The sequence below is a fragment of the Paenibacillus taichungensis genome (assembly GCF_047302525.1).
Taxonomy (GTDB): domain Bacteria; phylum Bacillota; class Bacilli; order Paenibacillales; family Paenibacillaceae; genus Paenibacillus; species Paenibacillus taichungensis_B.
In genome coordinates, this window is record NZ_CP168020.1 from 6,753,645 (window position 1) to 6,768,505 (window position 14,861).

A 14,861-nucleotide genomic window follows, 5' to 3' on the forward strand; every position below is an offset into this window, starting at 1 on the left:
CCACAAACTTATCGCCTTGAACATCTTGGATTACTTCTTCTCCGCCAGCCACATCGCAATATTCGCGATTTCTTCATCCTTCAACTTGTCTTTGAACGAAGGCATACCGCCGCTTTTACCTTTGACAATGGTCGTATAAATCTTCTCCACATCGTCCTGGCTGCCAATCTTCTGCAGACTAGGGCCCATGCCCCCTTGAAGCTGATCACCGTGGCAGGTAATACAGTTTGCTTTGACTAGTGCCTCAGCCTGTCCTGCATCCATTGTAACTTGCGGCATCGTCGGTTTCGCTTCTTCTGCAACTTCCTCTTTCCCTGGAAGCGTAAACATTAGTACAATAGCTAAAGCGCACGCTGCAAAAAATACCCCGCTCATGATCCATTTGTGCATCCCTTATGTCCCCTCCAGAATGAAAGATCATCTAACTTGAAACTATCCATATCATTATAACGGAACCTGTAGTGACATCATAGCATTTTGTGGTAATTTTTTGAACTAATCACATAACCGGGGACTTTTCAGGGTGATTTTAAGCCCTATTTATTCGCGTGGACCTTCATAGACCATGCAGTAAAAAGGTTTCAAACCGCTCGGTGTCTGTCGTTCGTATGTATCCTGCGTAACAAATCCGACTTTGAGATAGACACGAATGGCCCGGTCATTCCAGGTCAGAACTTCCAGATCAATTTCGTTTGCAGGATTCCGGCGAATTGCTTCCTGTACAATGGCTGAGACAAAAGCTGTCCCTTGACCATGACCACATCGATCGGGGTGCATGCCGAGTCCAATGCGGGTGATGCTTTCAAGTGGGAAGTATTGAGCAAAACCGCAAATCTGATGATCCTCTCCCAGCACCACTGCATATTGTTCCTTCCGTAGCTGGGGATCTCCGAATTCCACTTCAAGTGCTTTCATCTGCTCCCAGGGCAGCCAGCTATAAATATTATAAGGCGGGTCATACTGCCAATCGCAGATTAGTTCCGCATGTTCTTCTTGCATGGGCACAACGTGAAACGTCACAGGGGCTTCATCCATACAACTGCACGCTCCTCTCATTGTGAACAAGCTATAATGTTCTGATCCGTCCATATACATATGTCATTCCATATCTAAGCTTGTTTTCACTCTACAAAAGAGGCGTTCATTTGGCAAGTCCTCGTTTTAGAAAAAAAGTGAAACAAAAGTTCCGGTAATTTCGTTTATATTATAGTGGGATGGGTAAAAACATTATAAGAGCACGGACGAAGCAACGAAAAATAGCTCTAAATAAGTTGAAGTTAGGTTTGACAGCTATCCCTAGTACGTTAAAGGAAACGAAGCACAAAAAAACCGCCGGATACATTCCTGCGGAGAATGTACCAGACGGTTCTATTATGCTTCGTTACAGTAGTGTTATTGTTACAGCATGACGTTGCTCAGCTTGTCCCTAGTCGTTGGCCAATGTCTCATATGCGTCCGTGCTCATAATCCGTTTAGCGCCAACATAGCGGTTAGCCCAGTAGCTTTCGCTTAATTCGCTGATTGTAACTCCTTTGGAAGAAGAGGAGTGTGCAAACTTCCCATCCCCTACAAAGATCCCTACGTGCGAGACCCCTTTGCCCGTTGTATTGAAGAATACCAGGTCACCTGGTCTCATTTCCATGCGAGATACCGAATCGCCCATGTCGAATTGCGAACTCGATTGGCGAGCCAGATCAATACCCAGCTTGTCGAATACATAACTTGTGAACCCAGAGCAGTCAAAGCCGTTAAGCGTTGTTCCTCCGCTTTTGTATGTAGTTCCCATTGCTGAATCAATGACTTGGTCCATTTTTGAATCTGCGAATGCGCTGCCTGCTCCAAGCGATAATGCGAATGTGAGGCTGAGTACAGCCGCAGTTAATTTCTTCTTAAACAAGAGATATACCCCTTCCAATGCCTGCGAGGTTAGCTTAAGGATTCGGTTGAAGGTCCCCTATGATCCCTCTGTTGCAAGATCAATTCACCCATAACTGGTTCCCCCGCTTCCCAGGTGCTAGGAATTTGGCTATGCTAGTTATGCACCTGCGAAATCAAGTAATGACGATTAAATTTTAAGTAGTTACAAATATGAAGGTAAAGATTACAAAGTTGTTACTAAAAACTCACTGCGATTATTGTAACAGAGGTATATCACTTTGGCAACGTTTAACAACAAAATTAACAAAAAAAACCTCGACCTTTGACGGGGAAAGGTCGAGGTTTGCTTGTTTAACGGCATTTGATGAATACAACTTTACATAGAGATGGTACAATTTTTAACCGTTCAATTTAATCCTTGACCGAGTTGGACTGCCATAACCGGAAATGGGCGCATATTTTCCACAGGCTCAGCAAGCACCGGGCAAGTGGATACGTCTGTTGTAGTATAAGGCCAGTTAAGCCCGTTACTAACCATGAAGCTGAAGTAAAGGCACCAAAGACTAGCAGATGAAGGCCGCCCAACAGGACAGCAATGCCGATTAGAGAGATGACCTGGCGTAGTGCAATCCATAGAGCTTGAAACGTACCACGCGCTCCACCCTCCCCATCAGGAGCCGAGATACCAAACTGCATGTAGAGCAGGACATGATGGATAACCCACCCGTATACAATCCAACCAGCAACATAGGGAATACCAGGCAAGAGCAGATGGAGGGAATGAAAACCTTCCATAAAGATGGAATAGAGTTTTGGTGCGAGCCAATAAGCCGGTAGCAGCAACAATAGGGTACGAATGGTGTGGAGCAATAACATCGGTTTCCACAAATTTTTGATGCCGCGGATGAATGGAATGCGTTCTTCCGAATGGTTAAAATGCTGGAGCGAGTAGAGCAGCCCTGCCTGAATGAGAGGGCTAATCAGCATCCGCAGCAGTAGCATAGCCCCTAGAATCCATAGATAGCGATGGACCTCCGGATTCGTTGTCAGGCTGAGTTGGCTCTCCATTTTAAATAAAATCGTGCTGAGCTCCCCTGCATCAGGGTCAGGATAACGCAGGAGCAGCGGAACCACAGCTGACTGCACCATTCGATAAAGAAAGTATCCCCATACTAATTGATAGAGAAATAAGAGTGCCGCAATGAACATATGCTGACGGACGAGAAACCAGCCTTCACGTATTTTCGCTTTCACTGTATCCACCTCACCATGACAGACTTCCGAATATGGCTTCTATAAGTTTGGTTGCGCTCATGCTCCAGCGGGATTTGGTTGGCTCATCCAGTCCGGCTTTCAGAAAATTGTTCATATGATGGTTCTCCAGCACAATCGTGTATAGCGGATCAGTCATAGCCCAGGAAACAGGAGAAGTATAGGTCAGTTTGTAGGTAATGCGCTCCTCGCTGCCATCCCATTCTTTCGTCATGGTTTTCCCATCTTCGAACATAATTCGAACAGGCACCTTCTTATATTCACTGCCTTTTTTCTGCAATGTAACCGATGACTCGTACAACGTTTGGCCGTCTTTCAGGATAGGATTGATTGCGATCTTCTCCACCGCAAAGTCAGCCATGCCGTCTCCGTATACATATTGATTAAAATAATCGGTCCAGGATGTACGGGTTACTTGCTCCACGACCTTTTGAAAATCAGACGAGGTAGGGTGTTTGAAACGGTATTTCTTTACATAGGTCGAGAGAATACGTTCCATCGTTTTGGCACCAACCTGTTGTTCTATCCCGAGTAATACAAGCTTGCCTCGTGTGTATACGTTTGCTGCATATTGATTCTGGGAATCAAATTTCCAGGAGTCCTGTGTCAGTGAAGCTGGAGAAGTAATAAGACCTGATTGTACAGGCAGATTCGGGATAAGTCCGTATTCCTGTTCCATCACTTTGTCTTCTGCATAGGAGGTGAATCCTTCGTCCAGCCAAGCCTCTTCAAATTCATTACTCGCGACCATGCCGTAAAAATACTGATGCCCAATCTCGTGCACAACTGTGCGTTCCAGATCGTAACCAGGAGCTGAATCATCCGCACCGAAGGCGGTGACCAAGGTAGGGTATTCCATTCCCCCTGCGCCATTCCCCGATTTGGGCGGGACAACGATGGACAGTGTGGAATACGGATAAGGGCCAAACCACTTGCTATAATTGGATAGCGCTGCTTTGGCGGCGTAGAAATAACGTTCCTTCAAATCCTCATGAGCAGGGTCGAGATACAGCTTGATTCGAACGCCTGGCACATTGGGAGCAGAGAAGGGTTCTTCCGCATAAACAAAATCAGGAGAGGCTGACCAGGCAAAATCATGCACATCATCGGCATAGAACTGATATAATTTTTCGCCGTTCTTCACAACAGCTTGCTGGGTTGGGAATCCAGTAGCAGCTACTTTGTATGTTTCCGGTACCCGAATACGCACACTATAGATACCGAAATCTGCGTAAAACTCTGAATTGCCGTGATACTGATGCAGGTTCCAGCCTTCGGTTGTCCGACCTCGGGTGCCTGCTGGCTCATATACGCTAAGTTTAGGGAACCATTGACCTGCCATAACAAAATTATCTGCTGTTCCCATGCGGGCAAAAATTTTCGGTAGCTTGACCTCAAATCGGGTGTGAAGCGTGATGCTTTCACCGCCTTTAACGGGTTTGGGCAGCCGTACCTTAATGAGGGTAGTATCTTTCATGTTTCCGTCATCCGGTTGCACATACTGCATCCGATGTAAGAGAGAAAGCCCGTCCTCTGTTTTCATTTCTGTAATATGCATGGAACCGTAACCGTTCGTGGGCATGACATCACCGCGAAGCTTTCCCCCGGATTCTTTCATAAAAGTGGTGTCAGCAGAAGAGAAGGCATTGGGATACATGTGAAAATAAAGCTCGCTGACGGTTTTCTTACCTGGATGTGTCCAGGTTATCGTCTGTGTCCCTTGCAGTACGTTCCCGTCTACCAGCTTCACATCCATGTGATATTCCACTACGCGGTTGCTGAACACTTCAGCGGTAGGTGTCTGTATACTTTCCGGAGATGTTTGGGTTTTGACGGGTGCTGTAGGCTTGCCCGATTCCGGGGCGAGCGCAGGCAAGTCAGAATGAATGGAGCGTGTGGAACCCAGACCAAGCCATATCCCCCCGGCAATTACACACAGGGCTATAATTGCGGTGAGCCAGCTCTTGGCGCGTCGTGGAATCATCGTTAAATACCTCCCGTTGACAAGCATCTACAGCATGTATATGTTTGCATTGGGGCGATTATTAGTTAAAATATTTGTATCAACCCTTGGAGGCTATAAAACATGGACCAAAACGAGCAAAACGGCAAAAAACAGATTGCCTTGAATATCGTTAGTGCAAAAAGCAAACACAAAGGCTTCGGTGCAGGCTCCATTGATCTGAATAACCTTTCCCCCGTTATTATTGATAACGGTGAAGCAAAGATTGATGTGGGCGCGATGCATGCGAAGAGCAAAGTGGAGCGCAATATCAAGTTCTCGACTAATCGTGAGGATGTGCCCAATGGACGCCAAGTATGGCTAGTATGGGTAGCTGTGGACCGTAACGAACAGGGGCAGTTCTATGGTGGAGCAACTGCGTGTGAGATGTGGATTGATACAGAAGCGCGTCGTGGATGGAAACTGCTGGCCGATCATGTGAATCGCATGGATTATGCCATGAAGCGCCGGTTCATGCTGGATGATCTTGGACCTGAAGATCGCGCGGCACTCAAGACGTTGCTGACTACGCATAACGAAGAATGGTGGAACGCTTCTCCAGATGAATTGAAAGAAGCGCTTGCCTAATTAATGAATGTTTAAAGCTGTTCAAAAAAGAAGAAGCAAAAGCCCCGTGATCGAGATGATCGGTTCGGGGCTTTTGCTTCTATGCTAAAATTGAATCTTGCGGGCGCTGACGCAATTACGTCATTACGCATTTACGTCACTTTGGTCATTCCACCCACCAGCGTTTGAAATCCTTCCACCATGAATGCTTCTCTTCCTGTATTCCCTGCTGGTTTTGCACTTCGCGACTGTCTTTATCATTCTCTGAACCCGAATCATCTGAAGCGCTGCGACAGACCTCAGTCGGTTCCGTGCCATCAATAAAAACTTCCAGCCGTTTCTCGGCGCAGCCATTGCCAGCCAGTTTTCCGGATTCGGGATCGATATATACACTGACTACGTTATCCGGTACGGTGAAAATCTTTGGTGGAACACTGGAGAGAGCCTGTTCCGTGAACTGGGCAAACATAGGTGCCGCACGACGCCCGTCGGATGTGGAAATGGCTTTGCCTTGATCGTAACCGACCCAGACAGCCGTTGAGAGCTCTGGGGTGAAGCCGACTAGCCAAGCGTCCGTATTTGTTGTCCCCGTTTTGCCGGCGACAGGTCGCTTAATGGTTGCAGATACTCGATTACCCGTCCCACCATTTTCGAACACACTTTCCATCAACCGTGTTAATACATAAGCGGCAGCGGGTTCAACGACCTTCTCAGCCTTGGTCTGAGGTGCTTCATAGATTACTCGTCCTGCGGCATCCGTCACTTGCAGAATGGCTACAGGAGGTGTTCGCTGCCCACCTGCGGCGATAGCGGAGAATGCTGAAGCCATCTCCAGTGGACTAACAGGTGAGGTGCCGAGTGCAAGGGAAGGTACCGGGCTCATGTTGCTCGTAATCCCTAGGTTTTTGGCCATTTTCACCACTTGTTCAGGTCCAATCTGCATAATCGTATTTACCGCGTAGATGTTGTCCGAAGCGGCGATAGCCTGTCTCAGATCAATCTCACCTAAATACTTATCCCCGAAGTTGCCGGGTTTATAGGTCTTCCGATCATTGTCATAATGAAACAGGGTAGGTTCGCTTTTAAACATGGACGCACTGGTGAGCTGTTTGGATTCCAGGGCAGCCAGATACATAATTGGTTTAAAAGCAGATCCCGGCTGGCGTGTAGTCGCCAGTACATGGTTAATCTGATTGGTGCGGTAATTTTTGCCGCCGACCATCGCTTTGATATATCCGGTACGCGGATCGATCGATACCAGAGCCGTTTCGAGCTCACTTTTAGCGTCCATGCCCTTGGCTACGGCATCTTCCGCCGCTTTTTGCACACGCAGATCCAGCGTGGTGTATATATTCAATCCTCCATGATCCAGCATCGCTTCGCTGATTCCCAGCTCCTTGATGGCTAGATTCCGGATATAGTCGCGGAAATAGGGTGCACTTTCTACGGTTTTGCGTTCACTTTCCGGCTTGAACGAAAGCATTTCCTCATAAGCCTTGTCTGCTTCTGCTTGCGTAATTTTGCCGATGTCAGCCATGGCATTCAATACAACCTTCTGCCGGTCCTTGGCGTTCTTCATATGATTATATGGAGAATAGTAAGTCGGACCCTTTGGAATCCCTGCAAGCATGGCACTTTCGGCGAGCGTCAACTGTTTCGCCGATTTGCCAAAATACATCCGCGAGGCTGCTTCGATCCCGTAGGCGCCGTGACCGTAATAAATTTCATTCAGGTACATCTGCAGAATTTCATCCTTGCTGTATTTCATCTCCAATTGTGCCGTATACATGGCTTCCTTGGCTTTGCGGGTCCATGTCTTTTCATGCGACAAATACAAGTTACGTGCGAGCTGTTGGGTCAGTGTACTTGCGCCCTGAGACATCTGCATATGTTCCAGGTTTACGAGTACAGCCCGTCCCATTCCTCGAATGTCGAAGCCGACATGATCATAGAACTTGCGGTCCTCTACAGCAAGAGTAGCGTTGACCAAATCGGGTGAGATATCTCCCAACTGTACAGGTACCGAGTCTTTGCCGCCCGCAGAGAAAGTGGCAATGACTTCGCCCTGGCTGTCCAGCAACCTGGAATTGCGATCCGAGTCGGCCAGCGGCAGGCTGGTGGCGTACAAGTAGACCAACCCTGCTGCCATGGCGATTAGGCCGAGAATAGCGAGCAGAGTCAGGCTTTTGATGACTTTCCATATGCGGAACCCGCGTTTGCGGGTCTTTTGGCTTGATTGGGTCATGGAACGGGCTCCTTTCTTTTCTTTCCAGTATGGGAATTCAGTGACACGGATATTCAATCCGCCCGTTTAGCGGTTTAAAATATAGCTTTATTTGCAGAAAAAAACCGTTTTGCAGTATAAACGTCAATCGCGTATAATGCAAAAGGGTAATGAAAAGTAACGGTTCGGCACAACATACAATAGGCAAGGAAGGTCGAACAGTACCCATTGGCAGTGATTTGATTCTTTGATTAGTCAGACGCTATGTACGCTCTGGTCAATTTAATCTATATAAACTTTACGGAAAGAAGGTAGAGATTATGGAATTGTGGTTTACGGAGAAACAGACCCCCGCATTCGGAATCACCGCGAAGATTAAACAGACCTATGTAAGCGAAAAGACGGATTTTCAAGATCTGGCTATGGTAGAGACCGAAGAATTCGGAAATATGTTGCTGCTTGACGGCATGGTGATGACGACGGTGAAAGACGAGTTCGTTTATCACGAAATGGCGGCTCACCCTGCGCTGAACACACACCCGAATCCGAAAAAGGTGCTGGTTGTCGGTGGCGGTGACGGCGGAGTTATCCGTGAAGTCATTAAGCACGCTGCTGTAGAAAAGGCAGTTCTCGTCGAAATCGACGGGAAAGTGATTGAATATTCCAAAAAGTATCTGCCTGAAATCGCCGGTAAATTGGACGAGCCTAACGTTGAAGTGCTGGTGAACGACGGCTACATGCATATTATAGAGCATAAAAATGAATACGATGTAATCATCGTTGACTCCACAGAGCCTGTAGGTCCGGCTGCTCCACTGTTTGAGCGCGGTTTCTACCAGGGCATCTATGAAGCGCTGAAAGAAGACGGGATTTTCGTTGCTCAAACGGACAACCCCTGGTTCAAAGCGGATCTGATCCAAAAGGTAAACAAAGACGTTAAGGAAATCTTCCCGATCGTACATGTGTACGGCTGTAATATCCCTACGTACCCAAGTGGTCTGTGGACTTTTACAATGGGTAGCAAAAAACATAATCCGCTTGAGGTGGACGAGACGCAGATTCCAGAGATGGATACGAAATATTACTCTCCACGTCTGCACAAAGCGGCGTTCGTTCTTCCTAAATTCGTGGAAGACCTTACGAAATAAGGAGGAATAATTAGATGAAATTGGATCAAGCTTATTCAGGTAACGTATTTATTTGCAGTTCAGAGGATTATGAGAACTCCAAAGCGGTCATTTATGGTATGCCGATGGATTACACCGTCAGCTTCCGTCCAGGGTCCCGTTTTGGTCCTTCCCATATCCGTCAGGCTTCGGTTGGACTTGAAGAGTACAGCCCTTACCTGGACAAAAGTATTGTGGATATGACTTACTTTGACGCTGGGGATCTGCTTTTGCCTTTCGGTAACGCAGGACGCAGTCTCGAAGTCATCGGAGAATATATCGGTGGCCTGCTGGCTGACGACAAATTCCCGATTGGTCTTGGCGGGGAACACCTCGTCACTTGGCCTGTCATTCAGCAAATGTACAAAAAATATCCGGACCTTATCCTGATTCATATTGATGCACATGCCGACCTGCGTGAAAACTATGAAGGTGAGCCATTGTCTCACTCGACGCCAGTGCGTAAAGCAGCCGAACTGATGGGCGGCAAAAATATTTATCAGTTCGGAATTCGTTCCGGTTCCCGTGAAGAGTTCCAATTCGGACGGGAGAACATCAACTTCTATCCGTTTGAAGTGGCAGATCCCATGAAGGAAGCTCTTCCGAAAATGGGTAACCGTCCGGTGTACGTTACAATCGATATCGATGTGCTTGATCCGTCTGCGGCTCCAGGTACAGGAACAGCAGAAGCGGGCGGCATTACGTCCAAGGAATTGCTTGAAGCCATTCACATGATCGCAGGATCAGATGTAAATGTGGTGGGTTGTGACCTAGTTGAAGTGGCACCGATTTACGATCCAACGGAACAGACACAAATTGTGGCTGCGAAGATGATCCGTGAAATGCTGCTTGGATTCGTGAAGTAATCGCAAAATAACAGCGTCCTCTGTCTGTGTCAGGTTGAAGCCTGCATAGGAGGGGGCGTTTTTTTGTGATTGCCTCCTGAACTTAACTTGTTGAACCTCATTTCTGGACTGTGTTATACTGACTACAACAGTATTCAGTAATATATTAATTGATATATTACAGCCGTGAAGTATATGGTGATCGGGTTCGACCATATACTAAAAAAGAGCCTTCACCGCGCCAACGGTAAAGACTCTTAGGCCCCCAAAAGGCTGTGAATTGCCACGGCGTGCAAGAATTAAATATTGCTATTCAAGCGAAACCCACCGTCAGGCTTCCGACCTTATGAGGTGGGTTTTCGCTTGCAATTCAAAGTCCATAACATTGATTATAGCACGTATGTTCCCGTACCTCTACCATTTGTTGTATATATGATTCCACCCACGCGTTAAGCAGAAATACGTATTTGGGATGACTCTATCTTAATATTTATGTATAATATGGAAATAGAGGAAAGGGGTTTTTGTTATGCATGCAATCCGGGCTCAATTGAGTATGTATCCCAAATGGTTCGTAGCGGTACTTATGATATTTACCATCAATCTTATAATAACAATGACTTTGTTCATCAATTTAACGCTAATACTGGCTAATCTCGCCATGTTATATGTTGCCTTTAGCATCAGAACACTCAAATACAATAAATTGCATTTTGCCCTTTGCCTTGTTTTAAGTATCACTTTTGTGATCATTGCTTTTAAGACATATCCCATTTAAATCAGCTCTTAGTAGAGATTAATGACGAACCATTCATGCCCATGAGATTAAAAATGTGGGCATGAGTGGTTTTTCATTGCAACGGATTGTCAAACCAAGTGCGACAGTTCCTTTATGAAAGATTCGTGAGCGGTTTTCCAGCCCAGACATTTTCGGGGGCGATGGTTGATTAAGTGAAGCGAACGCTCCAATGTTGCATCTGATATTTGCTTAAAGTCCGTGCCCTTGGGAAAGAACTCTCGAAGTAAGCCGTTCGCATTCTCATTCGAACCGCGTTGCCAGGAAGAGTAAGGGTCAGCAAAATAAATCTGTACGTCGTGTGTTTGTTCCAGGTTCGCGTAGCAGGCGAACTCCTTGCCACGGTCTGCCGTAGCGGTTCGAAAAGCCTTAGTAGGATACTGAGCAGCGGCTACGCCAAAGGCGATCTCCATCGACAAAGCCGTCCGATCGGGCATTTGAATCGCGGTGTACAGACGTGTTTTCCGTTCAATGAAGGTTGCTACACAACCCTTGCTCTTTCCACGTCCCGAAACCACCGTGTCCAGTTCCCAATGCCCAAATGTTTCCCGAGAGCGAACGTCCTTCGGACGCTCGGAAATGGGTCTGCCTACAGCAAACTTACCGCGTGTTTCCGCAGGTTTCTGACGTTTACCTTTGTGCCGGAGTACATGCAAAGCACCTTTGGTTAGACGACCTGCATAGATCCAGCGGTAGATCGTTTTAAAACATACGGTGAGTCGATTTTCAGTTTTAAAGCGCTCCACGATCTGTTCAGGGGACCATGTGGCGTGCAACTTCTCTTCCAACTCTTCAGCATGTGCTTTCGTCCATCTACCCTTGGATACGGAAGCTTTGCGGCGCTGCACATAAGCTTGTTGTGATCTTTCTGCCTGATAAGATTGTAGTTGAACATTCCGGCTGATCTCCCGGCAAATGGTCGTATGATGCCGACCAAGTTCCTCGGCGATGGCTCTTGCACTTTTCCCTTGTCGATGTAGGATTTCTAGCTTGCTGCGTTCGATTATGCTAAGATGTGAATAACTCATGGACTGATTCTCCTTGTGTGAATGCTGGTGTGGTAACTTTCATTCTACACGAATCAGGCTATGAGCCATTTTTTATTTCCAGTAGGTGTCGCACTTCATATTACAATCCGTCATTGCAATAATGTCACGCGAATTAAACAAATTGTTACGTTAAATCCTGCAAAATAGGGTAAAAACATAGAAGGAGGTGTCACAATGACAACAAAGAGCAGAATGACATGGAAACGGATTGGCGCACTCGCACTATCGGTAACGCTGGCATGGGGACTGGGTCCGGTACATACACTACCCGGCGCTAACGCTGCATCCTCCCCAACGTGTGGAAGTGGAGATCATGGATTAACGGCTACGTTGAAAAAGGGCAGTGGTGTGGAAGACCAACGACTGCAATTTACGGATATCGATTTTCTAAACAATACAACCGGACGGGCTGGTGGCGAAGGCTTCCTTATTGGCACATCGAATTCAGGCTGCACTTGGCAGTCCATCTATACAGGCCAATGGCAGTTCACACAACTTGATTTCCCGAACAATGTGAATGGATTTGCTTTGGCGCAGGTAAAGGCTTCTCCAACGACGTATCTCATCCGCTCAACGGATGGCGGTGCGCACTGGACACGGATGGATACTAAGGGTATACAATTTAAACGTATTGATTTTCGCAATAAAAACGAAGGCTTTGGATACACCTATAATGGAGCTTATTTGACGAAGGATGGCGGTGCAACATGGAATCGAATCTCCACACCAGCCAATACACGCGGAGCTGTGTTCGCGACAGAGAAGCAAGGTTATGCCATTGTAGTGGCTCCTGGTTCGGGTTACCGTATCATGCAGACAAGTAACGGCGGCAAGAACTGGACGCAATCGTTGAAGGTAGCCTCAACAACTTGGAGCGGTGGAGACTTATACTCAAGCGGTAACCAGGTATGGGCCCTTCTGTATGGCGACGCAGGGATGTCCCAGCAGTCGTATTCTCTCTACGCGAGCGGAAATGAGGGCAAGAACTGGAGACAGGTATTTGCTCAATCCACAGCAGGTGGTGGCCCGGCTCCAGGTGCAAGCAGCACAGGGAATGGAAAAGGCCCCGCAGACCCAGGGGGTCACCCAGGGAACATGGCGTTGATCGGTAATCAGACGGCCTATCTCTCCGCAGGATCACCTGCAGCAGGCAAAGTGGGGATCGGACGTTCTTATGATGCAGGTTCCACGTGGAAAAATATCGACCTGAAAGATCCAGGTTATAGCTCCCGCATTTCGTTTCCTTCTGCCAAAACAGGTTGGCTCGTCGTAACAAGCGACAATTCTCCTGCAATTTATGAGACGACAGATGGTGGAGCAACATGGAAGCAAAAAATGTTATTGCCTGCTGAAAACGAGTAAATGGTGTCATGCCATGGAATAATTTTAAGGCGATTTCAATCTAAAATGGTATAAACCTTAACTCATTTGGCCTGATGAGGCCAGCATAAACAAACAAGTCTTTTCCGGACAAATGAAGCCGGAAAGGGCTTGTTTTTGCTTGAATAAAAACGGTTGAATCCTGTTCAGAAACACGTTATTGTAAGCGATAACAATACTTTTTAGGAGGTTGAAATTATGGTTGATGTTATTTTAAAGGATGATTCGGAACAAGGATTAATAAATCGCAATATATATGGTCATTTCTCAGAGCATCTGGGACGCTGTATCTATGAAGGCATCTGGGTGGGAGAGGACTCCCCTATTCCCAATACGGAAGGCATTCGAAATGATGTGCTTACTGCACTGCAAAAACTTCATATTCCCGTACTTCGCTGGCCTGGAGGTTGTTTTGCTGATGAATACCATTGGAAAGATGGCGTAGGTCCAAAAAGTGAGCGCGCACGGATGATCAATACGCACTGGGGCGGGGTAGAAGAGAACAATCATTTTGGTACGCATGAATTCCTGAGACTATGTGAGTTACTTGACACCCAGCCATATATCAGTGGCAATCTGGGCAGCGGTACGGTGCAGGAGATGCAGGAATGGGTGGAGTACATCACTTTTGATGGGGAATCACCGATGGCAAACTGGCGGAAGAGCAATGGCCGTGAAGAGCCATGGAAGCTGAAATACTTTGGTGTGGGGAACGAGAACTGGGGTTGCGGCGGTAATATGCGTCCGGAATACTACGCAGATGAGTACCGTCGTTATGCTACATATGTACGCAATTATTCCGGGAATGAAATTTATAAAATCGCCTGCGGCCCCAATGACAACAACTATCACTGGATGGAGGTGTTAATGCGGGAGGCCGGTCGTTTTATGGACGGAATCAGCCTGCATTATTACACCATTCCAACAGGTGAGTGGGCAGATAAAGGTCAGGCTACAGGTTTCGGAGAAGCTGAATGGTTCACCACATTGAAAAAGACGCTATATATGGAAGAGTTACTTGTGAAACACTCCGAGATTATGGACAAATATGATCCTGAGGGCAGAGTGGGTATTATCGTGGATGAGTGGGGAACGTGGTATAACGTTGAGCCAGGTACAAATCCAGGTTTCCTGTATCAACAAAATACGATGCGTGATGCAGTACTCGCAGGGATTAATCTGAATATTTTCAACCAACATAATAAAAGAGTTCATATGGCCAATCTGGCCCAGATTGTTAATGTTCTTCAGGCGTTGGTTTTGACAGAAGGCGAGAAGATGCTCCTCACGCCTACATATCATGTGTTTGATATGTATCAGGTACACATGGATGCGCAGCGGTTGGAACTGAATTACGAGAGCCCTGGATACACTTTCGGGGAAGAGACCATCCCTCAACTGAGTTTGTCAGCTTCTCGTAGCAATGATGGCGTTATTCATGTGACGGCGTGTAACCTTAGTCATACGGATGAGCTTGAAGTGGTTTGTCAGATTGAATCAACGAACGCTTCTGCTGTATCGGGACGAATTCTGCATCACGCAGATTATAGTGCGTTCAACACATTTGAACAGCCGAATCAGGTTCAACCTGCGGACTGGAAGGGTATTACACTCGAAAATAACAAATTGCGTTTTGTACTGCCTCCGGCCTCGGTTGGTGTGGTCGCTATAAAGGCTTGATC

Annotated in this window: 12 protein-coding genes and 1 riboswitch; of the genes, 5 read left to right on the plus strand and 7 right to left on the minus strand. The window is 46.9% G+C overall.

Annotated elements, in window-relative coordinates:
* Positions 1-30: 30 nt before the first annotated feature.
* From ACDJ58_RS30495 to ACDJ58_RS30515, 5 genes are all read right to left on the minus strand, one after another.
* The gene (locus ACDJ58_RS30495) at positions 31-390 is read right to left on the minus strand and encodes a c-type cytochrome (protein WP_063567633.1); all 360 of its coding nucleotides are present in this window, start codon (positions 388-390) and stop codon (positions 31-33) included.
* Positions 391-540: 150 nt separating this feature from the next.
* Positions 541-1,035 carry a GNAT family N-acetyltransferase gene (locus ACDJ58_RS30500; protein ID WP_413374413.1) on the minus strand — a complete coding sequence of 165 codons (495 nt, stop codon included), beginning with the start codon at positions 1,033-1,035 and terminating at the stop codon, positions 541-543.
* A gap of 391 nt (positions 1,036-1,426) precedes the next feature.
* Positions 1,427-1,897: a C40 family peptidase gene (locus ACDJ58_RS30505; protein WP_413374414.1), complete on the minus strand. Its 471-nt coding sequence runs from the start codon at positions 1,895-1,897 to the stop codon at positions 1,427-1,429.
* 3 nt (positions 1,898-1,900) lie between these two features.
* A riboswitch (cyclic di-AMP (ydaO/yuaA leader) is annotated at positions 1,901-2,038 on the minus strand.
* Positions 2,039-2,289: 251 nt separating this feature from the next.
* Positions 2,290-3,132 carry a hypothetical protein gene (locus tag ACDJ58_RS30510; protein ID WP_413374415.1) on the minus strand — a complete coding sequence of 281 codons (843 nt, stop codon included), beginning with the start codon at positions 3,130-3,132 and terminating at the stop codon, positions 2,290-2,292.
* A gap of 10 nt (positions 3,133-3,142) precedes the next feature.
* Positions 3,143-5,134: a M1 family metallopeptidase gene (locus ACDJ58_RS30515; protein ID WP_413374416.1), complete on the minus strand. Its 1,992-nt coding sequence runs from the start codon at positions 5,132-5,134 to the stop codon at positions 3,143-3,145.
* A 102-nt stretch (positions 5,135-5,236) separates the two neighbouring features.
* On the opposite strand from ACDJ58_RS30515, the gene ACDJ58_RS30520 reads away from it, so the two are divergent.
* Positions 5,237-5,740, plus strand: a complete 504-nt coding sequence (locus tag ACDJ58_RS30520) for a YwhD family protein (RefSeq protein ID WP_063567638.1) — start codon at positions 5,237-5,239, stop codon at positions 5,738-5,740.
* A gap of 145 nt (positions 5,741-5,885) precedes the next feature.
* Here the strand turns inward: ACDJ58_RS30520 and ACDJ58_RS30525 are convergent, their stop codons facing one another.
* Positions 5,886-7,964 carry a transglycosylase domain-containing protein gene (locus ACDJ58_RS30525; RefSeq protein ID WP_413374417.1) on the minus strand — a complete coding sequence of 693 codons (2,079 nt, stop codon included), beginning with the start codon at positions 7,962-7,964 and terminating at the stop codon, positions 5,886-5,888.
* A gap of 299 nt (positions 7,965-8,263) precedes the next feature.
* Between ACDJ58_RS30525 and speE the strand changes: the two genes are divergently transcribed.
* Positions 8,264-9,091, plus strand: coding sequence for a polyamine aminopropyltransferase (gene speE / locus ACDJ58_RS30530; protein WP_090905341.1), 828 nt, complete (start codon positions 8,264-8,266; stop codon positions 9,089-9,091).
* Between the two features lie 14 nt (positions 9,092-9,105).
* Positions 9,106-9,975 carry an agmatinase gene (gene speB / locus ACDJ58_RS30535; RefSeq protein WP_413374418.1) on the plus strand — a complete coding sequence of 290 codons (870 nt, stop codon included), beginning with the start codon at positions 9,106-9,108 and terminating at the stop codon, positions 9,973-9,975.
* An 846-nt stretch (positions 9,976-10,821) separates the two neighbouring features.
* Here the strand turns inward: speB and ACDJ58_RS30540 are convergent.
* Positions 10,822-11,778 (minus strand): IS30 family transposase, encoded by a 957-nt coding sequence (locus tag ACDJ58_RS30540; protein ID WP_413374419.1) that lies wholly within the window; start codon positions 11,776-11,778, stop codon positions 10,822-10,824.
* 195 nt (positions 11,779-11,973) lie between these two features.
* Here ACDJ58_RS30540 and ACDJ58_RS30545 point away from each other — a divergent pair, with 195 nt between their 5' ends.
* Both ACDJ58_RS30545 and ACDJ58_RS30550 read left to right on the plus strand, forming a co-directional pair.
* On the plus strand, positions 11,974-13,161 hold the full coding sequence (locus ACDJ58_RS30545; protein ID WP_413374420.1) for a WD40/YVTN/BNR-like repeat-containing protein: 1,188 nt from the start codon (positions 11,974-11,976) through the stop codon (positions 13,159-13,161).
* Positions 13,162-13,377: 216 nt separating this feature from the next.
* The gene (locus ACDJ58_RS30550; RefSeq protein ID WP_413374421.1) at positions 13,378-14,859 is read left to right on the plus strand and encodes an alpha-N-arabinofuranosidase; all 1,482 of its coding nucleotides are present in this window, start codon (positions 13,378-13,380) and stop codon (positions 14,857-14,859) included.
* Positions 14,860-14,861 lie beyond the last annotated feature (2 nt).

Bases quoted from the DNA above. Each gene is read 5' to 3' on its own strand.
- ACDJ58_RS30495 (WP_063567633.1), bottom strand. From the start codon at position 390: ATGCACAAATGGATCATGAGCGGGGTATTTTTTGCAGCGTGCGCTTTA.
- ACDJ58_RS30500 (WP_413374413.1), bottom strand. From the start codon at position 1,035: ATGGATGAAGCCCCTGTGACGTTTCACGTTGTGCCCATGCAAGAAGAA.
- ACDJ58_RS30515 (WP_413374416.1), bottom strand. From the start codon at position 5,134: ATGATTCCACGACGCGCCAAGAGCTGGCTCACCGCAATTATAGCCCTG.
- ACDJ58_RS30520 (WP_063567638.1), top strand. From the start codon at position 5,237: ATGGACCAAAACGAGCAAAACGGCAAAAAACAGATTGCCTTGAATATC.
- ACDJ58_RS30525 (WP_413374417.1), bottom strand. From the start codon at position 7,964: ATGACCCAATCAAGCCAAAAGACCCGCAAACGCGGGTTCCGCATATGG.
- speE (WP_090905341.1), top strand. From the start codon at position 8,264: ATGGAATTGTGGTTTACGGAGAAACAGACCCCCGCATTCGGAATCACC.
- speB (WP_413374418.1), top strand. From the start codon at position 9,106: ATGAAATTGGATCAAGCTTATTCAGGTAACGTATTTATTTGCAGTTCA.
- ACDJ58_RS30540 (WP_413374419.1), bottom strand. From the start codon at position 11,778: ATGAGTTATTCACATCTTAGCATAATCGAACGCAGCAAGCTAGAAATC.
- ACDJ58_RS30545 (WP_413374420.1), top strand. From the start codon at position 11,974: ATGACAACAAAGAGCAGAATGACATGGAAACGGATTGGCGCACTCGCA.
- ACDJ58_RS30550 (WP_413374421.1), top strand. From the start codon at position 13,378: ATGGTTGATGTTATTTTAAAGGATGATTCGGAACAAGGATTAATAAAT.